Annotated in this window: 20 protein-coding genes and 1 pseudogene; 6 read left to right on the top strand and 15 right to left on the bottom strand. The window is 62.5% G+C overall.

Features of this window, described 5'->3' with window-relative positions:
- Window positions 1-23 precede the first annotated feature (23 nt).
- From NIBR502773_RS18415 to NIBR502773_RS18445, 7 genes are all read right to left on the bottom strand, one after another.
- Window positions 24-2,132, bottom strand: a complete 2,109-nt coding sequence (locus NIBR502773_RS18415; protein WP_141156629.1) for a TonB-dependent siderophore receptor — start codon at window positions 2,130-2,132, stop codon at window positions 24-26.
- A 152-nt stretch (window positions 2,133-2,284) separates the two neighbouring features.
- Window positions 2,285-3,667, bottom strand: a complete 1,383-nt coding sequence (locus NIBR502773_RS18420; RefSeq protein WP_141156630.1) for a PepSY domain-containing protein — start codon at window positions 3,665-3,667, stop codon at window positions 2,285-2,287.
- 118 nt (window positions 3,668-3,785) lie between these two features.
- Complete coding sequence (locus NIBR502773_RS18425) at window positions 3,786-5,855, bottom strand: TonB-dependent copper receptor (RefSeq protein WP_141156631.1); 2,070 nt, start codon at window positions 5,853-5,855, stop codon at window positions 3,786-3,788.
- A 93-nt stretch (window positions 5,856-5,948) separates the two neighbouring features.
- The gene (locus NIBR502773_RS18430) at window positions 5,949-6,350 is read right to left on the bottom strand and encodes a DUF2946 domain-containing protein (RefSeq protein WP_108573609.1); all 402 of its coding nucleotides are present in this window, start codon (window positions 6,348-6,350) and stop codon (window positions 5,949-5,951) included.
- A gap of 11 nt (window positions 6,351-6,361) precedes the next feature.
- On the bottom strand, window positions 6,362-6,844 hold the full coding sequence (locus tag NIBR502773_RS18435) for a copper chaperone PCu(A)C (RefSeq protein ID WP_141156632.1): 483 nt from the start codon (window positions 6,842-6,844) through the stop codon (window positions 6,362-6,364).
- A 47-nt stretch (window positions 6,845-6,891) separates the two neighbouring features.
- Window positions 6,892-7,287 (bottom strand): DUF2946 domain-containing protein, encoded by a 396-nt coding sequence (locus NIBR502773_RS18440; RefSeq protein WP_141156633.1) that lies wholly within the window; start codon window positions 7,285-7,287, stop codon window positions 6,892-6,894.
- Between the two features lie 174 nt (window positions 7,288-7,461).
- A complete protein-coding gene (locus NIBR502773_RS18445) occupies window positions 7,462-7,818 on the bottom strand; it encodes a DNA-binding protein (RefSeq protein WP_043293782.1) in 357 nt (118 codons plus the stop codon).
- 433 nt (window positions 7,819-8,251) lie between these two features.
- Between NIBR502773_RS18445 and NIBR502773_RS18450 the strand changes: the two are divergent.
- Window positions 8,252-8,502 (top strand): annotated as a pseudogene (locus NIBR502773_RS18450) (DUF6124 family protein).
- A 58-nt stretch (window positions 8,503-8,560) separates the two neighbouring features.
- Here the strand turns inward: NIBR502773_RS18450 and NIBR502773_RS18455 are convergent.
- The 4 genes from NIBR502773_RS18455 to cbiE all read right to left on the bottom strand — a co-directional run bounded on the left by NIBR502773_RS18455 (window position 8,561) and on the right by cbiE (window position 11,379).
- Window positions 8,561-9,049, bottom strand: a complete 489-nt coding sequence (locus NIBR502773_RS18455) for a PIN domain-containing protein (RefSeq protein WP_027607744.1) — start codon at window positions 9,047-9,049, stop codon at window positions 8,561-8,563.
- Window positions 9,046-9,324 (bottom strand): hypothetical protein, encoded by a 279-nt coding sequence (locus tag NIBR502773_RS18460; protein ID WP_065925573.1) that lies wholly within the window; start codon window positions 9,322-9,324, stop codon window positions 9,046-9,048. Before NIBR502773_RS18460 ends, NIBR502773_RS18455 begins: the two co-directional genes overlap by 4 nt.
- Before the next feature lie 127 nt (window positions 9,325-9,451).
- Window positions 9,452-10,177 (bottom strand): cobalt-precorrin-6A reductase, encoded by a 726-nt coding sequence (locus tag NIBR502773_RS18465; RefSeq protein WP_141156634.1) that lies wholly within the window; start codon window positions 10,175-10,177, stop codon window positions 9,452-9,454.
- Window positions 10,174-11,379 carry a precorrin-6y C5,15-methyltransferase (decarboxylating) subunit CbiE gene (gene cbiE, locus NIBR502773_RS18470; RefSeq protein WP_141156635.1) on the bottom strand — a complete coding sequence of 402 codons (1,206 nt, stop codon included), beginning with the start codon at window positions 11,377-11,379 and terminating at the stop codon, window positions 10,174-10,176. The genes NIBR502773_RS18465 and cbiE overlap by 4 nt, the downstream gene beginning before the upstream one ends.
- Window positions 11,380-11,417: 38 nt before the next feature.
- Here cbiE and cobG point away from each other — a divergent pair, with 38 nt between their 5' ends.
- The 5 genes from cobG (at window position 11,418) to NIBR502773_RS18495 (ending at window position 16,772) form a co-directional block, all read left to right on the top strand.
- Entirely contained in the window at window positions 11,418-12,764 is a 1,347-nt protein-coding gene (gene cobG / locus NIBR502773_RS18475) for a precorrin-3B synthase (RefSeq protein WP_141156636.1), read from the top strand.
- Window positions 12,757-13,383 carry a precorrin-8X methylmutase gene (locus NIBR502773_RS18480; RefSeq protein ID WP_065925569.1) on the top strand — a complete coding sequence of 209 codons (627 nt, stop codon included), beginning with the start codon at window positions 12,757-12,759 and terminating at the stop codon, window positions 13,381-13,383. Before cobG ends, NIBR502773_RS18480 begins: the two co-directional genes overlap by 8 nt.
- Window positions 13,380-14,114: a precorrin-2 C(20)-methyltransferase gene (locus tag NIBR502773_RS18485; protein ID WP_371856064.1), complete on the top strand. Its 735-nt coding sequence runs from the start codon at window positions 13,380-13,382 to the stop codon at window positions 14,112-14,114. The genes NIBR502773_RS18480 and NIBR502773_RS18485 overlap by 4 nt, the downstream gene beginning before the upstream one ends.
- Entirely contained in the window at window positions 14,114-15,751 is a 1,638-nt protein-coding gene (gene cobJ, locus NIBR502773_RS18490; protein ID WP_141156637.1) for a precorrin-3B C(17)-methyltransferase, read from the top strand. Before NIBR502773_RS18485 ends, cobJ begins: the two co-directional genes overlap by 1 nt.
- Window positions 15,752-15,989: 238 nt before the next feature.
- A complete protein-coding gene (locus tag NIBR502773_RS18495) occupies window positions 15,990-16,772 on the top strand; it encodes a hypothetical protein (protein WP_141156638.1) in 783 nt (260 codons plus the stop codon).
- Here NIBR502773_RS18495 and NIBR502773_RS18500 read toward each other — a convergent pair.
- The 4 genes from NIBR502773_RS18500 to purH all read right to left on the bottom strand — a co-directional run bounded on the left by NIBR502773_RS18500 (window position 16,769) and on the right by purH (window position 23,465).
- Window positions 16,769-17,365 (bottom strand): MarC family protein, encoded by a 597-nt coding sequence (locus NIBR502773_RS18500; RefSeq protein WP_003217330.1) that lies wholly within the window; start codon window positions 17,363-17,365, stop codon window positions 16,769-16,771. The two genes, NIBR502773_RS18495 and NIBR502773_RS18500, sit on opposite strands and share 4 nt — an antisense overlap.
- Before the next feature lie 148 nt (window positions 17,366-17,513).
- Entirely contained in the window at window positions 17,514-20,285 is a 2,772-nt protein-coding gene (locus NIBR502773_RS18505; RefSeq protein ID WP_115486357.1) for a hybrid sensor histidine kinase/response regulator, read from the bottom strand.
- A 102-nt stretch (window positions 20,286-20,387) separates the two neighbouring features.
- A complete protein-coding gene (purD, locus tag NIBR502773_RS18510) occupies window positions 20,388-21,680 on the bottom strand; it encodes a phosphoribosylamine--glycine ligase (protein WP_065940932.1) in 1,293 nt (430 codons plus the stop codon).
- Window positions 21,681-21,857: 177 nt separating this feature from the next.
- The gene (gene purH, locus NIBR502773_RS18515) at window positions 21,858-23,465 is read right to left on the bottom strand and encodes a bifunctional phosphoribosylaminoimidazolecarboxamide formyltransferase/IMP cyclohydrolase (RefSeq protein WP_115486356.1); all 1,608 of its coding nucleotides are present in this window, start codon (window positions 23,463-23,465) and stop codon (window positions 21,858-21,860) included.
- Window positions 23,466-23,541 lie beyond the last annotated feature (76 nt).

The raw sequence follows: 23,541 nt of genomic DNA on the forward strand, positions 1-23,541 counted from the left end.
GGATCCAACGGTGTTTGGGTCAGTTAGAAGGTGTAGTCCGCCGTGACGAAGAACGAGCGCGGTTCACCGAGGATCCATTGCTGGCCGTCGTTGTACTGGCTGACCGCGTAGGTGCGGTCGAACAGATTGTTCAGTTGCAGGCCCAGGGTGGTGTTGCGCATCGCCTTCCACGACAGCGTGGCATCGACCACGGTGTAGCTCGGCAGCTCGTTCTGGTTGGCCATGTCGGCATACCGTGCATCGACATAGCGCACCCCGGCACCGGCGCGGATGTCGTCGCTCAGGGCCTTGCTCAGCCACAGGTTGGCGGTGCGGCGTGGCACGTCCACCGGGCGGTTGCCGTCGCGGGACACTTGTACACCGTCGACATCCTGTTTGAAGTCGTCGTACTGCGCCCGCACGATGGCTGCGTTGGCTTGCAGCGCCCAGGCGTGCGGCAGTTGCAGGTCGAGGCTGGCTTCCAGGCCGCTGGAGGATTGCTGGCCGACTTGCTGCTTGAGGTCCGGGTTGCCGGGGACGTCGGTGAGCAGTTTCTTCTTGACGATATGGTAGGCCGCCACTGTCCATTCGCCGCGTTGATCCCAGAAGGCCTGCTTGAGGCCGATCTCGGTTTGCCTGGCGGTGGAGAGGTCGAACTGCTGCTGGCCAGGGCTCAGGGAAATCAGGCCGCCGACCCCGTCGGTGCTGGTGGCGTACTGGCCGTAGACCGAGGTGTCCGGGGTGATTGCGTAGACCAGGCCGGCCTTCCAGTTATTGCCGGTGAGGGTCTTGTCGCTTTGGCTGGCGTCACGCAAATCATCGCGCTCGACGTGGGCATAGTCGCGGCGGATGCCGGTGACCAGCGCCAGTTGGTCGGTGAGTTGCAGGCGGTTTTCGGCGAAACCGGCAACGGTTTTGGTGGTGGTGGCGAACAGCGGTTTGAACGGGTTCTGGCTGTCGAACCGAGCGGGCGCCGGATCGTTGATATCCACCGGCTGGCCGCCGGGCAGCACGTCGTTGAACGGTGAGTTGCTGGCCAGGCGGAAACGGATGCGGTTGTATTCCACGCCCGTCACGGTCTGGCTGTCGAGGCCGAACAGGCTGTGCTTGAAGGTGAAGGTCTGGCGATCGCCGACCTGTTCCTGGTTGTGCTTGATGCCGAAGTTGCCGCTGCGGGTCAGTTGCCCGTTGGTGACGTTGTAGTTCTCGGCGTTCTGCCAGCGACGCTGGTTCTTCAGGTAGAACAGTTCATTGGTGGCGCTGATGTTGTCATTGATCTGCCACTCGCTGGTCAGGCGCGTCCACTGGTCGTTGTAGTGCTGGGTGTCGTTGCTGACGTTGTAGTTCTTGTCGCGCAGGCCTTTGTGCAACTGGCCATTGATCAGCGGCGTGCCGAAGTAGTTCTGCGGGCGCTGGTCGCCATAGTCGCTGGCCAGGGTGAAGCTCAGGTTGTCCGCCGCCTGCCAGCGCAGGGCGCCGCTGACGAAGTCGCTGCTGGAGTCGCCACGGTCGATAAAGCCGTGGCTGCGCAGACGGTTGAGGTTCAGGCGATAGCTCAGGGTGTCGGTCAGCGAGCCGCCGCTGTCCAGGGCCTGTTGCTGGCGATCGTAGGCGCCGTAGCCGAGGCGGAGGTGGTTTTCGATCTCGCCTTCGAAGGGTTTTTTCGGCACGGTATTGATCACCGCACCGGTGGCGCCTTCGCCGTACAGCACCGAGGCCGGGCCGCGCAAAACGTCTACGCGTTCCACCGCCCAGGTGTCCACCGGGAAGGTCGAGGTGCCCATGCCCATGTACATGCGGGTGCCGTCGTACAGTTGCATCACCGAGCCCTGGCCGGTAAAGCCACGGGCCGACAGCGAGGTGCCGCCATCGCCCGGGGTGCCGGTGCGGCTGATGCCGGTGGCACGGGAAATGGCGTCCTGCACGCTGGCGTCGCCACGTGCGCGGATCTGCGTGCCGGTCTGGCTTTCGACACTGCCCGGGGTTTGCAGCGCGCTGAGATTCAGGCGCGAGCCTGCGGTGGTGGGTGTGTTCAGGTCGACGTGTTGGTCATCCACGGCCGCAGCGGTCACCGGGCTGGCGGGCAGGGTCAGGGCCTGGGCGCTGTCATGCAGGGCGAGCAGGCACAGGCCGGACACTAGGTACTTGTTCATTGGGCGGAAAATCGCTTCTTCGAGGCGGTGCTCGCCGCTGGGCGCGGCGAGCTGAGGTATGCAGTAAGTGTTATAAGTTAACACTTACTGCGTCTTTGGCGAAAGCCCGCGTAAGACTACCTAACGCCTCTATGTAGGGCATCTCGCCTACTTCATAGCGAACCTGAGGTGGATTCACGTTGGCTGAACAACCGCGACAACACCAGGCGATCCAGCGCCCAGACCGCGATCAACGAGGCGCCCACCAGCGGGAACAGGAGCGCCAGCCCGAGCATGATCACCATCGCGGTTTTCCACTTCGGCAGGTCATGACGCAACGGCGGAACTCCCAGGCCGCCCTGGGGCCGACGCTTCCACCAGATCACCACGCCACTCACCGCGCTGAGCAGGATCATCAGGCAGATCAGCAGCACGATCAGCTGGTTCACCCAGCCGAACATCTTGCCCTCGTGCAGCATCACGCCGGTCTCGGTGGCCCGCGCCACGGTGTTGTAGTGCGCCCAGCGCACATCGGCGAGGACCTTGCCGGTGTACTGGTCCACGTGCAGGGTGGCGTCGTTGCGCGGGTCGTCGGCGAACACCGCGACGGTGAACACGCCTTCGGCGGTGGTGGGGAAAGTGATGCTGTAGCCGGGCTCGACCTTGCGTGCCGTGGCCAGGTCCACCACCTGTTGCAGGCGCACCGTGGGCGCGGCGGGAGCAGCGTGCATGGCGCCGTGGTTCATGTGTTCGGCATGGTCGCCGGACATCGGCATCGGCGTGTTTTCCATGGCCCAGGGCACGGTCTGTTGCGTTGCGGTATTGAGCACTCGCGCCTGCTGATCGGACTGCGGCACGTTGTTCCACATCGCCGCCGGGAAGGTGTTCCAGAGGTCGGCGTATTGCTTGCCCCAGAAGCCGGTCCAGGTCATGCCGCTGAGCAGCATTACCAGCAGAAACGCCGCGCCCCAGAAGCCGGCGACGGCATGCAGGTCACGCCAGAACACGCGGCCACGGCTCGTGAAACGCGGCCATAACACCCCGGCCGACGTTTTGCCGCGCGGCCACCACAGGTACAGGCCGGACACCACCAGCATCACGCCCCAACCGGCGGCGAGCTCCACCAGTCGATCGCCAACAGTGCCGATCATCAGCTCGCCATGCAGGGCGCGGGCGATGGCTTGCAGGTTGTTTTTCGCATCCTGCTCACCGAGTACGGTGCCGCGATAGGGGTCGACGAACACTGTCACTTCGCGCCCGCCGTCGTGCATCACGAACTGCGCGCTGCTGGTGGCGTCGACGGGTGGCAGGTATTTGCTGATCTTGCCCTGGGGAAAGGCCGCCTGGGCGCGTTGCAACTGCTCGTCGGCGCTCAAGGCGTGCTCGGCGCTTTGCACCTTGAGCAGGTCGCCGTACATCAGCGGATCGAGCTGGGGTTTGAACAGGTAGATGATGCCGGTCAGGGCCAGCAGCACCATGAAAGGGGCGACGAAGAGTCCGGCGTAGAAGTGCCAGCGCCAGGCCAGGTTGTAGAAGGAAACTTTTTGAGTGGTCATTGGGGATGCTCCGCAAAGCTTGAATTTTTTGTCGTTGGTCAGGCCGCTATCGGGGGCAAGCCCCCTCCCACATGTGGAATGCATTCCAACTGTGGGAGGGGGCTTGCCCCTGATGCTTTTAGAAGCTCATATCCACCTTGGTCCAAAGGGTGCGCCCTGGCTCCTTGATGGCCTGCGGGTCGTTGGCCGGGTAGCCGAACCCGGCGTTGCCGGCCAGGTTCAGGTGCTCGGCGTAGGCCTTGCCGAACAGGTTGTCGACGCCGGTGCTGACCTTGAAATTCTTGTTGATGCGATAGGCGCCATTGACCGAGAACACGCCAAAACCGCCGCTCTTGTCGTAGTCCTTGCCGACCACATTGCCCTTGTTCTGGTCGATGCGGTTCTGCGCCGCCACTACCCGCCACAACGCGCCGGCACTCCAGTCGTCTTCGCTGTAGGTCAGGCCGAAGCGTGCATCCAACGGTGGCATTTGCGGCAGGGCCTTACCGTCGCTGCTGTTCTTGCCCCAGGCGTAGGCGAGGGTGGCATCGGCTTTCCAGTTCTGCGTCAGTTTGTAGGCCGCGCCGAGTTCACCGCCCATGATGCGCGCGTCCACATTGCGCGCCTGGGAGGTGGTGCCCATCATCCCCGCCCGGTAGTCGAACAGGATGAAGTCACGCACCTGGCCGACGTAGCCCGAAGCCCAGGCTTCGAGGTTGTCGGCTTTGTACTGCGCGCCGACGTCGAGCTGGGTGGTTTTCTCCGGCTTCACGCCGTCGAAGGCGTTGACCGAACCGACTGCGCCAGTGTTGGGCGAGAACAGCTCCCAGTAATCCGGGAAGCGCTCCGAGTGGCCCAGGCCGGCATAGAGGGTGGTCGGGCTGTCGGCCAGGTCGTGCTCATAACGCATAAAACCCGAGGGCAACGTATCGGCGCGGGTGTCGTCGGCGGTCGGGTTGGCGCGTGCACTCATCCCGGAGCCGGTGGTTTGCCGGAAGTCCTTGGCCGAGGCGCGGTCCAGGCGCGCGCCGCTGATCAGGCGGTCACGGTCGGCGGCGTACCAGGTCAGTTCGCCGAACACGCCGTAGTTGTGGAAGTTGGCGTCCTTGACCTTGGGCAAATCCTTGTAGGTGTCGATGCCCATGCTGCTGCGTTGGCGGTGTTCGTTGGTCTGCGCATCCAGGCCGCTGATCAGTTGCACATCGGCCCAGCGCCAGGTGGCCTTGATGCGCGCGCCGAGGGTGCGGCGGTCGACGTTGGAGGCCATGGGGCCGGCCATCATCCCGGTGCCCGAGGGTGTGCGCAGGCTGTAGTTGTCCATCACGTGGTCGGCGTAGTTGTAGTAGACCTGGGCTTCGACCTTATCCAGCACTTCGCCGATATTCGATTTCTCGAAGCGCAGGCCCAGGCTTTCGCGCAGGAACTGCGAACCGTCCATGCCGCGCCCGGCGTAACGCGCTTCGCCGTCGCCACGGCCGGCGGTGAGCTCCAGCAGGGTGTCGGCATCCGGGGTGAAGCCGACGGCGACGTCGCCATTCCATTTGTCGTAGCGCGAGGCGACGGTGTCGTTGTTGCCGTCCTTGTAGTCATCGGCATGGGCCTGGTTGCCGATCACCCGCACATAGCCCAGCGGCCCACCGGCGGCGGCATCGATGACCTTGTCGAAGCGCCCGTTGGAGCCGGCCAGCACACTCGCGTTGAGCCGCGTGCCCAACTCGCCGAACTGCTCCGGTTCGCGCTCGAACAGGATGGTGCCGGCCGACGCGCCCGGGCCCCAGAGTACGGTCTGCGGGCCTTTGATCACGGTGAGCTTGTCGTAGGTTTCCGGCGAAATGTACGAGGTCGGCGCATCCATCCTGCCGGGGCAGGCGCCGAGCATCATGCTGCCGTTGGTGAGGATGTTCAGGCGCGAGCCGAACATGCCGCGCAGTACCGGGTCGCCATTGGTGCCGCCGTTGCGTACCAGGGCGAAGCCGGGGATGGTCTTGAGGTAGTCGCCGCCGTCGCTGGCGGGCACCGGTTGGCGCGGGTCTTTGGGGTTGGTAATCACGGTCAGCGGCGATCTGGGCGCAATGGCGGTGATCACGGTGGGCGTCAGCTCATGCTCGGCGTGTTCATCGGCCTGGGCGTGGGGAACGAGCAGGGCGCCGCATAGGGCAGCGAGCACAGAGGTGCTTCCCAAACGGGAGTCAGCAGTAAACCTGGACATGACAAATTCCATCAATCAATCGTAAACAACACGGCCAGCAGCCTGCGGCTGTCTGTCTAAAGTCGGCCGGGGTGAAGTAACGGTGTCAGGTGCTTACGAGGCGATGGGCGGGGCGCGGCTGCGCGCGCCGGGGAAAATGCTCTGCCGGGCATGGCCCAGGCGCGGTGCGGGGGTAAGGGCATTGGCCGGCGGCGGGGTACCGATGGCCGTGAATGACACGCTGCCGGGCAGGGCCGGGCAACTGTAGAGCAAGTCGCAATAGCCGCACTTGGACCAGAGCGCGTGGTGTTCGTCAGGGGCTTTCTTGTGATGGGCGTCGCCGTGGTCGCCGGGCATGTCCATGGACATGTTCATCGACATACCGGCGTGATGATCCATCGGCATCGCTTGGGAAATCAGCGGACCGATAAAGATCATCAGCATGGCGAACAGGCTGATCCAACTGCCGCGCTTCACGCGGCGGTGTGGGGATAGCCTGGCGCGAGGGGCGCCCATCTGGAGTCAGTCTATTGAGGGTGCTTGTGCGCGTGGCCGGCCATCGGCGGTACTTTCTGTACCGACACTTCCACCTCGAGCTTGCCGGCTTTTTCAAAGGTCAGGGTCAGCGGGAATTGCTTGCCATCGGCCAGCAGGCTGCGGTCCTTGAGGCCCAGCAACATGACGTGATACGCCATGGGCGCGAAGGTCAAGTCACCCTTGGCCGGTACGGCAACGCTGGGGACTTGCTGCATCTTCATCAAGTCGCCCTGCATCACATGCTCATGCAGTTCGGCCTTATCGGCCACTGGTGTGTCGACACTGAGCAGGCGGTCCGGGGTAGCGCCGGTGTTATGAATCACGAAATACGCGGCGACGGTGGGCGCGTTGGGCGGCAATTCCTGGGACCAGGGATCGCTGACCAGCAGGTCGCCGGCCTTGTAGTCTTCGGCATTGGCAGCACTGAACACCGGCAGCAGCAACGCAGCCAGAAGCAGGGAAGATTTAAGCATGGCAGTTCTCCAGAACGGTTCTAAACGCAGTTCACTTGCGAAGAAGATCAGGCCGTCGGAGAGGCGCGGGGGTTAAGGCTCGGCCATTGCTGGCGCGGGGTGGGGGTTTGCAATGGGGTGTGTAGTTGACGCTGTACCGTCTCGAATTGCGTGAGATACAACTGCGGCACATGCCCCGGCAACGCCACCAACGGCGCCGAGCCCGAGCAACACCAGCAATGCTGCATGGTGGAATGATCGTCCTGCTGCGGCGCCGGAATCTCCAGCTTGCCCAGGGCAATGGTCTTCAGGCTGGCGCCATTGGACGAACAGAAACTGCCCCACAGCAATTGCTGCACGGGGTCCTTGGACTGCTGCATCGCGCTGGCCATTGGCATGGCAAAGGCGTTGAACAGCACTGCAAGGCAGGCGATCCAGGCAATTGCAAAGCGTTGACGGGCCATGGCGGACAATCCGTAGGGTTAAACGATCAGGCGGGTATTTAGCCTGATCGGGGGGATAAGTAAAAAGTGGTGGTGTGGTTTGGTGTCGCAGTGCTGGGTTTGAGGATAGACGGGGAATCGAGGGGATGCCGATCTTCAAGTCAACGGCCCTCCCACATTTTGGATTGTGTTTGGCTATTGCTTGGCGTTGAGCCTGCGAGTCGCGCGGGCAATGTCGGCTCGCGCCACCTTGATCAATGAGCCATCGCCTGGGTCTTCTTCGATACAGGCTTCAAGGAAAGCATCCATCTCTTCTTGTGTGTGGAGATGGTCAGCAGCGTCGAAAACTGTGAACGTTGTCTTTCTGTCAGATAGGTATTGGGCTTTTTCCAGCCATTGGTTTAATCGAGCTGCGACTTCGGGTTCATCCAATTTTAGTTCGTCGGCCTCAAGGCTTAGCGCGTGCGCGAACTCTGGGTTCGCGATTATGTGCTCGATAATTGTGCTTTCAGCAGGTCGAGTCAGGTGCTGCGTACGGGGTTTGTTAGTCATGTGAACCTCATGTTTACGCCGTAGGACAAAGCGTCGAGGATCATCGCCAAGGGTATGCGGTTCTAGGTAGTCAGCGGGTTCCGTTACGCATGTAGGTAAATTCTCCTTGATCCGCCGCGCAGCCCGAATATGAGGTCGTTCCACAGAAACTTCCGACAACTCTTTGAGGTTGTCGGTAGGAAACTCAATCTCTAGTCTCCGTACACCGCTGTAAACGCAGCGGACGGGCGTCGCGGCCCGGATTGATTAAGCATGCCTCCTTTCAGTCGACGCTTTTTTATCGTCTACTGTGTGGCGCTATGGTGGCTGTGCGCGGGATACCTTCGGGTATGCCGGCTTCCTTGATCTCCGGTCCGCGAACCTGCGCACAGCTGCCACCCCCATCGCATCGCGGCGATCAGCGGCAGCTCCACTTAGATTAAGGAGCTTCACAATGATCAAACCCACCCTCAATCCCCCGTCCGGCTGTTCACCGTGGCCGATGGCATCAGCACCGAAGACCTGTTGGTCAACCTCAGCGAAACACTTGCCTCGGCCAACGCGCTGAGTTGCGACCTTGCCTTTAACCTGGAAGGCGCACCACGCGAGGAATTACTGGGCGTTGCGCAGTTGATCGAGCTGGCACAATTGCTCGCTGACAGGGTGCACGAAGGAGCAGGGCAGGCAACCGCCGCGAGTAGTTAACAAGTTCGATGAGCGATCGTTCCTGCGCATATGTGTGGGAATGATCGTGTGGCAGGTCTTAGACCTCCCAGCTGGCTTCCCGTATATGATTGAAGTTGACGACATCTACGCAGTGCTGATGAGCAAACCCAGCGACTCTGAGATCGTCAGTCAAAACCAGATAGTTATCTTTTGCTGCGGCAACAATGCCAACGTCGGTAAGGCCGTAGGGTGAAAGCTCATAATCGCGACTTATATCCAAGGCTGGATGATGGACCTCGATTATTGTTGATAGTGAGTTTTTTAACGTTGCATAAAAATCGCGCAGCTTGTTCCCATGAAGTCCATTTGTCAGGTTGCTGACTTCAGCGAGAATGTGAGGGGTTGAAACAAGTTTTTCGAACTGGTCAATCACTTTGAGCAAAAGTTGATAGTCTGCATCGCTGTAGCCGCGTGTTCTCTTGAACTCCACGATGCTGGACGTTCCTCCTATCAGTGCCAGGAGCAGCAAGTTAGTATCAACGATGATTCCTTTTCTTCGGTATTGCTTGATGTAGGCTTCGATCATACTTCGCGAATCTTCATGGAGCGGAACTCGCCAGTCTCCGAGTCGATGATGAATGTTTTGTATTTTCTTGCATGCATTTGTCCGGCTAAAGATGCGCCTAGCCTTTCATAGTTATTAGGGTTGGGGACATTGAAGCCCAGTGTTATTGCCCAGGTTTTATTGTCTGGGTCTAACTCTACTTCCTCAAGCATCAGGTCTTGTAGTGCTGTTTCTTGCCCGAGAAAGTCGTTTGCGACCGCCTTGGCAACTTGTACGGCTTCTTTAACTTCTATCATGTCAGCTCCTGAATGCCGTTGGGCCTGGCTTGAACTGTTCCTGGAGTTTAGCACTTCGTGTTGTGGGTTCATCGCCGTCCCTTGAGGTAACAAATGGATTGGATAGAGGGTGGCGGATGATCCTGATCTATCGAATGAAATCTGCCAACGAATCGATTGTTTCTGCGGGCGACCAAAGCTCCCGATCCACCGCCGCCAACACCGGCCGCTTCAACACCAACACCGGCACCCCCCGTTCCCGCGCCACTTCCAGCTTCGGCTCGGTGGCGGTGCTGCCGCTGTTCTTGCTGATCAGCACATCGATCCCGCGCCGTTCAAACAACGCGCGTTCATCTTCAAGCAGAAACGGACCGCGTGCGCCAATCACTTCACAGCGATCATTGCCGGGATACACGTCCAGCGCGCGCAACGTCCAGAACTGCTCGGGCGGGATTTCATCAAGGTGCTGCAACGGCTCGCGACCCAAGGTGAACAATGGGCGCTTGAAGGGTTTCAACGCCGCAACTAACTCGGCCCAATCACTGACCTCACGCCAATCGTCACCGGCCTGCGGCTGCCACGCCGGTCGGCGCAACGCCCAGCAGGGGACACCGCACAACTGCGCCGCCAGCGCGGCGTTCTGGCTGATCTGCGCCGCATACGGATGGGTCGCGTCGAGGATCAGGCTGATCTGTTCATCGCGAACAAACTGCGCCAACCCTTCGGCGCCGCCATACCCGCCGACACGGACCTGGCAGGTGAGATCGGTCGGCACACGCCCCACACCCGCCAGGCTGTAGATATGCGCAGGCCCCAAGGTGCGCGCGATAGCCAGTGCTTCGGTCACACCGCCCAGCAGCAGGATGCGTTTCATCGCGGCTTGACCACTTCCAGCAGGGTGATTGGAAGCGCCTGGCGCCACGTATCGAACTCACCCAGTGGCTGCGCCTGAGCGACGTGGATGCGCGTCAGTTCGCCGCCATGCTCCGCGCGCCAGTGCATCAAGGTCATTTCACTTTGCAGGGTGACGGCATTGGCCACCAACCGACCGCCGGGGCGCAGGTGTTGCCAACAGGTGTCGAGCACACCGTCGCGGGTGACGCCGCCGCCGATGAAGATGGCGTCGGGAGCTGTAAGGCCGTGCAACGCTTCCGGGGCTTTGCCACGAATCAACTGCAAACCGGGCACGCCGAGAGCGTCGCGATTGTGTTCAATAAGGCCCTGTCGGCCTTCGTCTGCTTCAATTGCCAATGCTCGGCAGCTCGGATGGGCGCGCATCCATTCGATACCGATGGAGCCGCTGCCCGCACCCACGTCCCACAGCAGTTGGCCGGGCATCGGGGCGAGGCGGGCGAGGGTCATGGCGCGCACATCGCGTTTGGTCAGTTGGCCGTCGTGCTGGAAGGCGGAATCGGGCAAGCCAGCGAGGCGCGACAGACGTGGTGTGTCGCTGGAGGCCACGCAGTCGATGGCGACCAGGTTCAAATCGGCGACACAGGCGTGCTGCCAATCCTCAGCCAAACCGTCGATGCGCCGCTCATTTGCGCTGCCCAGGTGTTCAAATACTGTCAATCGGCTGGGCCCAAACCCGGATTCAGCCAACAACGAAGCAATCAACGCGGGACTGCCGCCGTCATTACTCAGTACCAATAAACGCACACCTGTGGCCAGATGCGCATTGATCGCCGCCACTGGCCGTGCCACTACGGACAGCGTCACCACCTCCTGCAACGGCCAGCCCAGCCGCGCCGCCGCCAACGACACCGACGACGGCGCCGGCAAAATCAGCAGTTCCTCAGCCGCCACCTGTCGTGCCAGGCTGGCCCCCACCCCATAAAACATCGGATCGCCACTGGCCAGCACGCACACAGGCTCGCCACGCCGCGCCAGTACCGGTTCCAGGGAGAACGGGCTCGGCCACACCTGGCGCTCACCGCGAATACACACCGGCAACAGGTCCAACTGGCGCTGACCACCTATAATCCGCGAAGCGCGCAACAGGGCATGCCGGGCATTCCTGCCCAGCCCCTTGAAGCCGTCTTCACCGATGCCTACAACCGTCAGCCAGGGCGACATATCAATTCCTTGAGCGACATCCGACGGGCAGGCTTTTCATGCCGCCGGACAAAGCAGGCATAATACCGCGCCTTTACCCGTCAACCGGTAGCCCCGTGAACCCAACGCCCGCTGTGAATACCTTGCGCCCCTCGGCTTGTCCGGGGTTGCTGCGTATCGTCCAGGCGCTGGATGGCGGCATCTGCCGGATCAAACTGGCTGGTGGTTCGATCAGCGCCGCCCAGGCCCGTGCCGTGGCGGACGCGGCCCAGGCCTATGCGGGCGGGGTGATCGAGGCGACCAACCGCGCCAACCTGCAGATACGTGGGATCGGTGCCGAGCAAGACGCCTTGATCGCCATGCTGCTGGCCGCCGATCTGGGCCCGAGTACCGCTGCCGGCGATGACGTGCGCAACCTGATGCTCAGCCCCAGCGCCGGTATCGACCCGCAGATGCTGTTCGACACCCGGCCGCTGGCCGAGCAGATCCTCGCTACCCTGCAAAACCGTCCGCGTTTGCATGAGCTGTCGGCCAAGTTCGCCGTGCAACTGGACGGCGGCGAGGCCCTGGCGATGCTCGAGCATCATCATGATCTGTGGCTGTCGGCGTTCGTACGCAATGGCGAGACGCTCCTTGCGTTCGGCCTGGCGGGTTGTCCAGGGCGGGATGCACCGTTGGCCGCCGTGCCGTTGGCACAGGGTCATGGGTTGGTGGTGGCGGTGCTGGAGGCGTTTCTTGATCTCGCCACCCCGGAACAAACCCGCATGCGCCATCTGGCTGTGGATAAGTTGTTGAGCCGCCTCAGCCTGCCGCTGCTGCCGGTCGACGGTTTCAAACGCCCGCCCAGCGGCGCTTTGCTGCACCTCGGTAGTTACCCACAGGCTCAAAACAATCAATTCTACGTCGCGGCCATCGCACCCTTGGGGCGCCTGGATTCGACGATGCTCACAGGCGTGGCGCAGCTCGCCAGCGAATATGGCGACGGCACCTTGCGCTTCACCCCCTGGCAAGGTGTGTTACTGCCCAATGTCGAAAAACCTCACGCCGTGACCCAACGCCTGGCGCAACTGGGCTTCCTCTGCACCGTCGATCAACCCTTGGCCCGCGTGATCGCCTGCACCGGTTCCAGCGGTTGCGGCAAGGCCCTCGCCGACACCAAGGCCGACGCCGTGCACTTGGCCGCGCTGCATCCCGGCCATGACGTGCACCTGTCCGGCTGCTCGCGCTCCTGCGCCGCCGCACATATCGCGCCGGTCACCTTGCTGGCGGTGAGCCCCGGCCACTACGACCTGTATTTCCGCGATGCAGCCCATCCCGGTTTCGGCCGGCTGCACGCACGCACCCTTTCCATTGAAGCGGCGGGCGCCTTGCTGCGCGCTCACCCACGGAGCAACACCGATGATTGATTACATCCGCGACGGTCAGGAGATCTATCGCAACTCCTTCGCCATTATTCGCGCGGAAGCCAAGTTGGAGCGTATCCCGGCCGACCTGGAGAAACTCGCGGTGCGGGTGATCCATGCCTGCGGCATGGTCGAGGCCATCGACGGCCTGCAGTTCTCCGAAGGTGCGGGTAAGGCCGGGCGCGATGCGCTGGCCGCTGGCGCGCCGATTCTGTGTGATGCGCGGATGGTCTCCGAAGGCGTGACCCGTGCGCGCCTGCCGGCCAACAACCCGGTGATCTGCACCCTGCGCGACGACAGCGTGCCGGAATTGGCGCGGGAGCTGGGCAATACCCGTTCCGCTGCGGCCCTGGAACTCTGGCGTCCGCACCTGGAAGGCAGCGTGGTGGTGATCGGCAACGCGCCGACCGCGTTGTTCTACCTGCTGGAAATGCTCGACGCGGGGGCACCGAAACCGGCGTTGATCCTCGGCTTTCCGGTCGGCTTTGTCGGCGCGGCCGAATCCAAGGCGATGTTGGCAGCGGACAGCCGCGGTGTACCGTTCGTGATCATGCAGGGCCGCCTGGGCGGCAGTGCCATGGCCGCCGCAGCGGTGAATGCGCTCGCCACGGAGGTCGAATGATGCCGGCACGCGGACGCTTGATCGGCCTGGGCGTCGGCCCCGGCGACCCGGAACTGATCACCCTCAAGGCCCTGCGCCTGCTGCGCGAATCGCCGGTGGTGGCCTATTTCGTGGCCAAGGGCAAGAAGGGTAACGCCTTCGGCATCATCGAAGACCACCTGGTGCCACAGCAAACCCTGATGCCGCTGGTGTACCCGGTGACCACCGAAGCGCTGCCGGCGCCATTGTCCTATGAACAAGTGATCAGCGACTTCTACGACACCGCCAGTGTCGAGGTGGCCGTGCACCTGGACGCCGGTCGCGACGTGGCGGTGATCTGTGAAGGCGACCCGTTCTTCTACGGCTCCTATATGTATTTGCATGACCGCTTGGCCGAGCGCTACGAAGCCCAGGTTATCCCCGGTGTGTGCTCGATGCTTGGCGGCGCCTCGGTGCTGGGTGCACCGTTGGTGTATCGCAATCAGAGCCTGTCGGTGCTGTCGGGCGTATTGCCCCACGAAGACCTCAAGCGCCGCCTGGCGGATGCCGACGCGGCGGTGATCATGAAGCTGGGGCGCAACTTCCCCAAGGTGCGCCAGGTACTCGAAGAACTCGGCCTGGCCGAGCGCGCGCTGTATGTGGAACGCGCGACCATGGCCAACCAGAAAATCGTGGCGCTGGACCAGGTGGAGCCGATGTCTTCGCCGTACTTCTCGCTGATCATCGTGCCGGGTGAACGGTGGCAAGGTTGATGAACCCGGCGATTGTCATTCTGGGCCAGGGCAGCCTGGCCACCGCGCGCAGGATCCAGCAGGTTTACCCTGGGGCACTGATCCACGGCCTGGCCGGGCGGATTGAGGGGGCGGACCAGCCTTACGGCGAATTCGGCGCGACCCTGCGTCAGCTCTACCAGCAGGGCACGCCGCTGATCGCCCTGTGTGCGGCCGGCATCGTGATCCGCACCCTGGCGCCGCTGCTGCTGGAGAAAGGCGAAGAACCCGCCGTGCTGGCCGTGGCGGAAGACGGCAGCGCCGTGGTGCCGTTGCTCGGTGGCCTTGGCGGGGTGAACGTCATGGCACGGGACATCGCGGCGGCGCTGGGTGTCGCTGCGGCGATCACCACCAGTGGCGAGTTGCGTTTCGGCACCTGCCTGCTCAACCCGCCGGCGGGTTATGAGCTGGCGGACCTGGAACTGGGCAAGCGCTTCGTGTCCGATCTGCTGGCCGGCGAAAGCGTGCGCATCGAAGGTGCGGCACCGTGGTTGGACCAGGCGAATTTGTCCCAGGACCAGCAGGCGCATCTAGCCATTCACGTGGGCAGTGCCGAGCGTGTGCCCGCCGCCAACGAGTTGCTGATCTATCCGAAGACGGTGTGCGTGACCTGCAAGCCGGGTGCGCAGTTGGCCGAGCGTGTGCGCACGGCCTTGCACGAGGCGGGCATTGCCGTGCAATCCCTGGCGTGCCTGTTGGCCAGCGATACGCAGATGGCTGACCCGTCGTTGCACGAAGCCGCGTCGGCGTTGGGTGTGCCGCTGCGCTTTGGGGGTGTTACCCAGGCTGCCGATATTGTCATCGAGGTGGCTGACCAACCGCTGGACCTGGCCCAGGTCGGCCGCCGCCGTGGCCGCCTTGCCGTGATCGGCCTGGGCCCTGGCGCCGCCGAGCTGATGGTGCCGGCGGTCAAGGCCGAGCTGGCACGCTGCACCGATGTGCTGGGCTATGAAACCTACGTGCGCATGGCCGGGCCGTTCCGTGACGATCAGGTACAGCATTGCACCGATAACCGCGAAGAGATGCAGCGCGCCCGCCACGCCTTCGAGCTGGCCGCCCAGGGGCGTTCGGTGGTGGTGGTGTCGTCCGGCGACCCGGGCGTCTTCGCCATGGCGGCGGCGGTGATCGAGGCGTTGCACGAGTCCGGCGATCCGGCGTGGCATCAGGTCGACCTGGAAATCCTGCCGGGGGTTTCGGCCTCCCTGGCCACCGCGGCCCAGGCCGGCGCGCCGTTGGGCCACGACTTTTGCGTGATGTCGCTGTCGGACAACCTCAAGCCCTGGTCGATCATCGAAAAGCGCCTGGACCTCGCGTCCCAGGCCGACCTGGCCCTGGCGTTCTACAACCCGATCTCGCGTTCGCGGCCTTGGCAGCTGGGGCGCGCCCTGGAAATCGTCGCGCAACACCGCACGCCTGAAACCCCGGTGGTGCTGGGCCGCGATATCGGTCGCCCCGGCCAGACCCTGCGCGTCACCACCCTCGGGCAACTCACGCCAGACCAGGTGGACATGCGCACCATGGTGCTGGTCGGCTCGTCCACTACCTGCACATTCCCTCGCGCTGGTGGCGGTGAATGGGTGTACACGCCGCGCTGGTACGGTGCAAAACCCGCCTCCTGAAAACGCCTGGGTGGCTGCACGAAAGCTCCGAATGACAATGGGTGATTGCCTATTGTCGCTCGGGGCTTTTTCTTTTTTTTACCGCGAAAACCGGAAGGGCTCGAGGAGTGCCCCGTCATTGCTGGGCAGGGGTTTTTGCCGTGTGCCGGCAAGCGATGTTTGTGGCATGGAAGAGCCGCCGGTGGCTGGACTAGTGTGGACACAAGCCCCGAGTCGGGGTGTTTGTGGAGAACTGAAAATGGAGCGACATCACAGAAGGATCAACAACACAAAACGGCGCAAGTTGATTGCTGCCTATACATTGCCGAGGGCGCCAGGCGCGCAGCCCTCATTGCCGCCGCTCGACATGGAGGACGACAGCAACGCGGCGGTGGTCAACAACAGTGTGATTTCGTTTGCCGAGGGGCTGTCCGGGCTGAACCGGGAATACATCCGTAAAAGCTATCTGCTGGCCAGCAGCTACGTCAGCGATGTATTGAATATCCATCGAGGTACCGAGGCCTGGTACGACGAATTCATCAAGGTGATGGTCGGTTTGGGCTGGCTGCCGGTGCGCAGTCGATTCGAGCGGGTTTCAAGCTCCGGCAAGGGCCTGACGGTGCAACTTGCGGCGCTGAATATCATCGCCAGCCTGTTGGCGTCGACGTCACTGACCGGGCCGTTGCTCACTGTGCTGCCCAAACTGGCCGCCGATGCGCTGGAGGCCCTGAAGCAGCAGCCGGCATCCTTCGAGCTGTTCAAGCGCAATAGCAGCGTGCACGAGGGCGGTGATTTTGGCCTGGCGTCATGCGCCGAAACGGACGGCGAATTGACGATGGTGCTGGTGACTTACAGTACCCATGGCGTGAGCAAGCAGGTTGGGCTGCCATTTCTGGAATGGGACAGTACCCAGTTCGAGGCCTTCAGCGGACAAACCTGCCTGGTGCTGAATACCTCGGTGGTCAACGAAAAAACCATCCGACTGATGCGCGAGAGCGCGGGCGACAAGGTGCAGTCGGCGATTGCCAAATACCGGATCTAAGGCACCAGGTAGCCGCGCACCCCGGTAAAGATGATTTGCGCGGCGAGGGCACACACGAACAATCCCATCAACCGACTGACAATCTGCAAGCCCTGGTCACCGAGAATCCGTTCGATACGGTTGGACAGGTACAGCACCACACCGACCGTGAGGCTGGCCAGGGCGATGCTGAGAATGGCCGTGATCTTGTCATCCCAGTGCGGTTGGCTGACGCCCATGACCAACAGCGCACCGATGGTGCCGGGGCCGACCGTGAGGGGGATGGTCAGCGGCACGATGGTCACGTCCTGCTGCACATTGTCGGTCTGCACGGCCGACTTGCCTTGGGCCATGCCCAGGGCGGAGATAAACAGCACACTCCCGGCGCCGATGCGAAAGGCATCCACGGTGATGCCGAACACGCTGAAGATCACCCGGCCGAACAGGTAGAGCAACACGCTGGACACCAGGGTCGCCAGCGCTACTTTCCAGGCCAGGCGCCGCCGCTCTTTGCTCGAATAACCACGGGTCAGGCTGATAAAGCAGGACAGCACAAAGAACGGGCTGTAGAGCACCAGCATCTTCAGGTAAACGCTGAATAACACGTGGAGCATGGGGGTGGCTCGCGGGCGGGGAAAGTGTGGAGAGTCTATCAGGCGCTAGAGATCAAATGTGGGAGGGGGCTCGGCCTAATGCCAGTCAGTTACAGTGTTCGCTCTTGGCCGAAGCAAGCCCCCGCCCACATTGGAATTGCATTTAAAGTCAGGACGGGGCGTGTTCAGGCCGTTGTTGACGCTGCGCCACCCAGAACTCCACCAGCTCACGCAATTGCGATAACTCCACCGGCTTGGCCATGTGCCCGTCCATCCCCGCCTGGCGTGCGCGTTCTTTGTGCTCCGAGAGGATATGCGCCGTGAGCGCTACCACGGGTGTGCGAATGCGCTGGTGGCTGACTTCCCACGCCCGCAGTTGCTGGGTAGCCGAGAAACCATCGAGAACCGGCATCTCACAGTCCATCAACACCAGATCATAGCGCTGGGCCTTCATCGCCTCGAGGGCTTCCTCGCCGTTGCTGGCGGTATCCGGGTTGAGGTTGAGCTTGCCGAGCATGCCGCGAATCACTTTGGTGGAGATGCTGTTGTCTTCGGCCACCAGGATCCTGAAATCGCTGGGCACGGTCACCGCCGCCGGGACGCTGAGGGGCGGACGGGGCTGCACGCCACCTTTGCTGCGTTGGGTCAACTCGTCGGCCAGGGTGGTCTTGAGGGTGTAACCGGCAACCGGCTTGGCGAGGATGCGCTTGATCCCGCAATTACGCGCGATGATCTTGCTCGGCGCATTGCTGATGCCGGTGAGCATGATCAGCAGGATGTCGTGGTTCAGGCTCGGGTCTTCCTTGATCTTCGCCGCCAGTTGCATGCCGGTCATGCCGGGCATGTTCTGGTCCAATAGCACCACATCGAAGTAATCGCGCAGGTGCGCCTTGGTGCGCAGCAAGGCCAGGGCCTCTTTGCCGGAAGGCACGGCGCTGACATTCAGGCCCCAGGCCGAGCATTGCTGCACCAGCACCTTGCGGCACGTATCGTTGTCGTCCACCACCAGCACGCGCGCGCCTTTGAGCGGGCCGTCGAGGTCGGAGGTGGGGTGTTCCAGGCGTTCCGGGTCCAGCGGCAGGGTCAGCCATAACGTGCTGCCCTGATGGCTGCCGCTCTTGATGCCGAACTCACCGTTCATCAACAGGATCAACTGGCGCGCGATCACCAGGCCCAGGTGCCCGCTCAAGCGGGTGGCCGAGAGGAAGTTCTTGCTGTGCAGTTCGCTGTGCAGCAGGGCCTCACGTTCAGCGGCTTCCATTGGCAGGCCGCTGTCCTGCACGGCAATGCGCAGGCGCGGCTTGGTGCTGCGGTCATCCAGGGCGACGACGATCAGCACTTCGCCTTCGTCGGTTTTGTGCAGGGCGTTTTCCAGCAGGCTCAGCAGCGCCTGGCGCAGGCGGGTCGGATCGCCGCTGATGACGCGGGGCACCTGGGGCTGGATGAAGCTGATCAACTCGACGTTCTGCTGCTCGGCCTTGGCGCGGAAGATGCTCAGGCAGTCTTCGATCAGCGCATTGAGGTCGAATTGCACGTCATCCAGCTCGATCTGCCCGGATTCGAGCTTGGAGATGTCGAGGATCTCGTTGATCAAGGTCAGCAGCTCGTTGCCGGCGCTGTGGATGGTTTGTACGTAGTCGCGCTGTTTCACCGACAGTGGCGTGCCCAGCAGCAGTTCGGTCATGCCCAGCACGCCGTTCATGGGGGTGCGGATTTCGTGGCTGATCTTGGCCAGGAATTCGGCCTTGGCGGCGATCTCGGCATTGCTGGCGGCCAGGTCGCGGCTGAGGCTGAAGCGGGCCTCGACAATCGCACGCTGGCGCTCGCCCAGGGCCAGGCTCATCAACAGGCCGCTCAGGCAGATGAAGGCCAGCAATGTGACGATCAAACCCTGGGGCGACACCATCGTCAGCCCCAGCAAGGCCGGGAGAATGATCAGCGTGCCGATGTTGAACACCACCATGCCCGCCACGAACAAGCGCGCCGGGCGGTAGCCTTTCTGCCAGTGATACGCCGAGACAAACAGCATGCTCAGGCCCGCCAGGGCCACCAGCGCGTAGGTGATGATGTTTAGCGGCAGGGTACTGACGAACAACAGCAGCAGGCCGCACAGCACGATAAACAGGATGTCGGCCATCAATAGCTTGTTCAGCGGGTGCGGACCCAGGGGCATGAAGAAGCGATAGGCATACATCAGCCCGCACGGCGCAGTCAGCAGCAGGGCCAGGTAGGCGCCGGGGGTCTGGACCGCGTGCCAGTTCGGCAGCCATGGGCCTACCAGGTTGAGCAGCAGCGCCAGGCTGAGCATCAACAGCAGTTCGCAGGCCGCCAGCCACAGGCTGCTACGCGAGCGGTGGTAAGCGAAGCGCGTGAGGTTGTGCAGGATCAGCATCAGCAGGCAGCCGAACAGCAGGCCGTAGATCAATGTCTGGGTCTGGTCGGCGGCGGCCAGCACGGCCGACTCCAAGGTGATATAGGGGCGCAGTTCGTGCTCTGAAACCAGGCGCAGGTAGACGTCGAGGGTCTTTTGGCTCTGGGGCATCGGCAGCATGAAATCGTTGCTGGGCAGCGGGCGTTCCGCCTGGGGCTGGCGGTTGCCGCTGCTTTGTTGCTCGATCAGGGTGTCGCCGTCCAGCACATAGAGACTCAGGTGTGCCAGGTCCGGGGCGAATACCCGCAGCACCTGCTCGTGCTTGCCAGGTTGCAGCTTGAAACGTACCCACAACGCACCGTCCGGTTCCGCGGCGGTAATGCGGTCCAGTTCGATGGGGCTGAATTGATTGGTGTAGCGCGAGGAGCGGATGTCGCTCAGCTGCAGGTCGGCCTGTTCATCAAGCAATACTGCCCAGCCACTGCCTTGCGCGGCGGCCTGGGCCGGGAACAGGCAGAGCAGCGTCAGCAGACTGACAGTGAAACCTATGGCGATCCTGAGCCAGCGCACGGCGAAATCCCTTCGTAGGTTGATGCACGGTTAACTATGCGCGGGGAGGCCTGTATACGGCAAGGGCCAGAAGCCCTTGCCTAACCGAACGGATAGCTAGCGTTACTGGCTTTCGCCACGTTCACGGGCAATGGCGCGGTAGCCGATGTCCGTGCGGTAGAAGCAGCCTTTCCAGTCGATTTTTGCAGCCAGCTTGTACGCCTGTTGCTGTGCGGCGTCGACGCTGGCACCCATGGCGGTGGCGCACAGCACACGGCCTCCGGCGGTCACCACCTTGCCGTCCTTGAGCGCGGTGCCCGCATGGAACACCTTGCCTTCCAGGGTAGCAGCCGCGTCCAGGCCTTCAATCACATCGCCCTTGGCGTAGTCGGCCGGGTAACCACCGGCGGCCAGCACAATGCCTACGCTCGGACGTGGATCCCACTGCGCTTCAACCTTGTCCAGGGCCTGGGCCAGCGCGGCTTCCACCAGCAGCACCAGGCTCGATTGCAGGCGCAGCATCACCGGCTGGGTTTCCGGGTCGCCGAAGCGGCAGTTGAACTCGATGACTTTCGGGTTGCCGGCTTTGTCGATCATCAGGCCGGCGTAGAGGAAACCGGTGTACACATTGCCTTCATCGGCCATGCCACGCACGGTCGGCCAGATCACCAGGTCCATCACGCGCTGGTGCACGTCGGCGGTCACCACCGGGGCAGGGGAGTAGGCACCCATGCCGCCGGTGTTCGGGCCAGTGTCGGCGTCGCCGACGCGTTTGTGGTCCTGGCTGGTGGCCATCGGCAGCACGTTCTTGCCGTCAACCATCACGATAAAGCTGGCTTCTTCGCCGTCGAGGAATTCCTCGATGACGACGCGCGAACCCGCGTCACCAAAGGCGTTACCGGCGAGCATGTCACGCACGGCGTCTTCGGCTTCCTGCAGGGTCATGGCGACGATCACGCCTTTACCGGCGGCCAGGCCGTCGGCCTTGATCACGATCGGCGCACCTTTTTCACGCAGGTAGGCCAGGGCCGGCTCGATCTCGGTGAAGTTCTGGTAGTCGGCCGTCGGGATCTTGTGGCGCGCCAGGAAATCCTTGGTGAAGGCTTTCGAGCCTTCCAGCTGGGCGGCGCCGGCGGTTGGGCCGAAGCAATCCAGGCCGCGGCTGCGGAACAGGTCTACGACACCGGCAACCAATGGCACTTCCGGACCGACGATGGTCAGGGAGACGTTTTTCTCGGCGAAGTCGGCCAGTTGCTCAAGGGCCAGTACGTCGATGGCGACGTTTTCGCACTTGGCTTCGATGGCGGTACCGGCGTTGCCGGGGGCGACGAAGACTTTCTGGACCCGTGGGTCCTGGGCAACTTTCCAGGCCAGGGCGTGTTCACGGCCACCGCTGCCAATGATGAGGACGTTCAAGTCAGACTCCTTCGGAGGAAGTTACAAGCTGCAAGCTGCAGGTTAAGAGCAATCTGTATCGCTCTGAAGGCAGCATGCAGCTATGAATTTTAGAGGCTACAACCAGCAGCAAAAGCGACGCTGCTTTGCTTTTACGTGCTGCTTGCAGCTTGAACCTTGCCGCTTCTCGGCAGTGGATCAGTGACGGAAGTGGCGCATGCCGGTGAAGACCATGGCAATGCCGGCTTCATCGGCAGCGGCGATTACCTCGGCATCACGCATCGAGCCGCCCGGTTGGATCACGGCAGTCACGCCAGCTTTCGCGGCGTTGTCCAGGCCATCACGGAACGGGAAGAATGCATCCGACGCCATCACCGAGCCGGCCACCTGCAAACCGGCGTGCTCGGCCTTGATCGCGGCGATACGCGCCGAGTTCACGCGGCTCATCTGGCCAGCGCCGACACCGATGGTCTGGCGGTTTTTGGCGTAGACGATGGCGTTGGATTTAACGTACTTGGCCACTTTCCAGGCGAAGATCAGGTCGTTGATCTCTTGCTCGGTCGGGGCGCGCTTGGTCACCACTTTCAGGTCTGCGCTGCCGATCATGCCGATATCGCGGCTCTGTACCAGCAGGCCGCCATTGACGCGCTTGTAGTCCCAGGCAGCGGCACGTTCAGCCGACCACTCGCCGCAGGCCAGCAGGCGCACGTTGGCTTTGGCCGCTACGATCGCGCGGGCTTCTTCGCTCACGGAAGGGGCGATGATCACTTCGACGAACTGACGCTCGACGATGGCCTTGGCCGTCTCTGCATCCAGTTCACGGTTGAACGCGATGATGCCGCCGAACGCGGATTCGGTGTCGGTGGCGTAGGCCAGTTCGTACGCCTGGCGAATGCCGCCTTCAGCGTCCGGGCTTACGGCCACGCCGCACGGGTTGGCGTGCTTGACGATCACGCAGGCCGGCTTGACGAAGCTCTTCACGCATTCCAGCGCGGCGTCGGTGTCGGCCACGTTGTTGTAGGACAGTTCTTTGCCCTGCAGTTGGGTCGCAGTGGCGATGCCCACTTCGGCAGGCTTGGCTTCCACGTAGAACGCCGCGCTCTGGTGCGGGTTCTCGCCGTAGCGCATTTCCTGGGCCTTGATGAACTGGCTGTTGAAGGTGCGCGGGAACTGGCTGCGGCCTTCTGTGCTCAGGGTGTCGGCGGCCTGGTTCACGGTGCCCATGTAGTTGGCGATCATACCGTCGTAGGCGGCGGTGTGTTCGAACGCCTTGAGCATCAGGTCGAAACGCTGGGCGTAGGTCAGGCCGCCGGCTTTCAGGCTTTCCAGCACCTGGGCGTAGTCGCCGGCGTTGACCACGATGGCCACGTCTTTATGGTTCTTGGCCGCCGAGCGAACCATGGTCGGGCCGCCGATATCGATGTTTTCGATGGCGGTCGGCAGGTCGCAGCCTGGCTTGTTGATGGTGGCTTCGAACGGGTAGAGGTTGACGGCCACCAGGTCGATCGGCTTGATGCCGTGCTCGGTCATGATGGCGTCGTCGATGCCGCGACGGCCGAGGATGCCGCCGTGGATTTTCGGGTGCAGGGTCTTGACGCGACCGTCCATCATTTCTGCGAAACCGGTGTAGTCCGCCACTTCCACTGCGGCCACGCCGTTGTCCTGCAGCAGCTTGAAGGTCCCGCCCGTGGAGAGGATTTCCACGCCCAGGGCTTCCAGCTCCCGGGCAAATTCGAGGATCCCGGTCTTGTCGGAGACACTGATCAAGGCGCGGCGGATCGGCAGGCGGGTAGTCTGGTCGGTCATTTCAATTTCCATCAAAAGCAAAGGAGTCAGCAAAAAAGGCGACCGGTTTTACGCGGGCGCCTTTCTGGTTTGATTG

It is taken from the genome of Pseudomonas sp. NIBRBAC000502773, assembly GCF_006517195.1.
Classification (GTDB): domain Bacteria; phylum Pseudomonadota; class Gammaproteobacteria; order Pseudomonadales; family Pseudomonadaceae; genus Aquipseudomonas; species Aquipseudomonas marginalis.

Bases quoted from the DNA above. Each gene is read 5' to 3' on its own strand.
- NIBR502773_RS18415 (WP_141156629.1), bottom strand. From the start codon at position 2,132: ATGAACAAGTACCTAGTGTCCGGCCTGTGCCTGCTCGCCCTGCATGAC.
- NIBR502773_RS18420 (WP_141156630.1), bottom strand. From the start codon at position 3,667: ATGACCACTCAAAAAGTTTCCTTCTACAACCTGGCCTGGCGCTGGCAC.
- NIBR502773_RS18425 (WP_141156631.1), bottom strand. From the start codon at position 5,855: ATGTCCAGGTTTACTGCTGACTCCCGTTTGGGAAGCACCTCTGTGCTC.
- NIBR502773_RS18430 (WP_108573609.1), bottom strand. From the start codon at position 6,350: ATGGGCGCCCCTCGCGCCAGGCTATCCCCACACCGCCGCGTGAAGCGC.
- NIBR502773_RS18435 (WP_141156632.1), bottom strand. From the start codon at position 6,844: ATGCTTAAATCTTCCCTGCTTCTGGCTGCGTTGCTGCTGCCGGTGTTC.
- NIBR502773_RS18440 (WP_141156633.1), bottom strand. From the start codon at position 7,287: ATGGCCCGTCAACGCTTTGCAATTGCCTGGATCGCCTGCCTTGCAGTG.
- NIBR502773_RS18445 (WP_043293782.1), bottom strand. From the start codon at position 7,818: ATGACTAACAAACCCCGTACGCAGCACCTGACTCGACCTGCTGAAAGC.
- NIBR502773_RS18455 (WP_027607744.1), bottom strand. From the start codon at position 9,049: ATGATCGAAGCCTACATCAAGCAATACCGAAGAAAAGGAATCATCGTT.
- NIBR502773_RS18460 (WP_065925573.1), bottom strand. From the start codon at position 9,324: ATGATAGAAGTTAAAGAAGCCGTACAAGTTGCCAAGGCGGTCGCAAAC.
- NIBR502773_RS18465 (WP_141156634.1), bottom strand. From the start codon at position 10,177: ATGAAACGCATCCTGCTGCTGGGCGGTGTGACCGAAGCACTGGCTATC.
- cbiE (WP_141156635.1), bottom strand. From the start codon at position 11,379: ATGTCGCCCTGGCTGACGGTTGTAGGCATCGGTGAAGACGGCTTCAAG.
- cobG (WP_141156636.1), top strand. From the start codon at position 11,418: ATGCCGCCGGACAAAGCAGGCATAATACCGCGCCTTTACCCGTCAACC.
- NIBR502773_RS18480 (WP_065925569.1), top strand. From the start codon at position 12,757: ATGATTGATTACATCCGCGACGGTCAGGAGATCTATCGCAACTCCTTC.
- NIBR502773_RS18485 (WP_371856064.1), top strand. From the start codon at position 13,380: ATGATGCCGGCACGCGGACGCTTGATCGGCCTGGGCGTCGGCCCCGGC.
- cobJ (WP_141156637.1), top strand. From the start codon at position 14,114: ATGAACCCGGCGATTGTCATTCTGGGCCAGGGCAGCCTGGCCACCGCG.
- NIBR502773_RS18495 (WP_141156638.1), top strand. From the start codon at position 15,990: ATGGAGCGACATCACAGAAGGATCAACAACACAAAACGGCGCAAGTTG.
- NIBR502773_RS18500 (WP_003217330.1), bottom strand. From the start codon at position 17,365: ATGCTCCACGTGTTATTCAGCGTTTACCTGAAGATGCTGGTGCTCTAC.
- purH (WP_115486356.1), bottom strand. From the start codon at position 23,465: ATGACCGACCAGACTACCCGCCTGCCGATCCGCCGCGCCTTGATCAGT.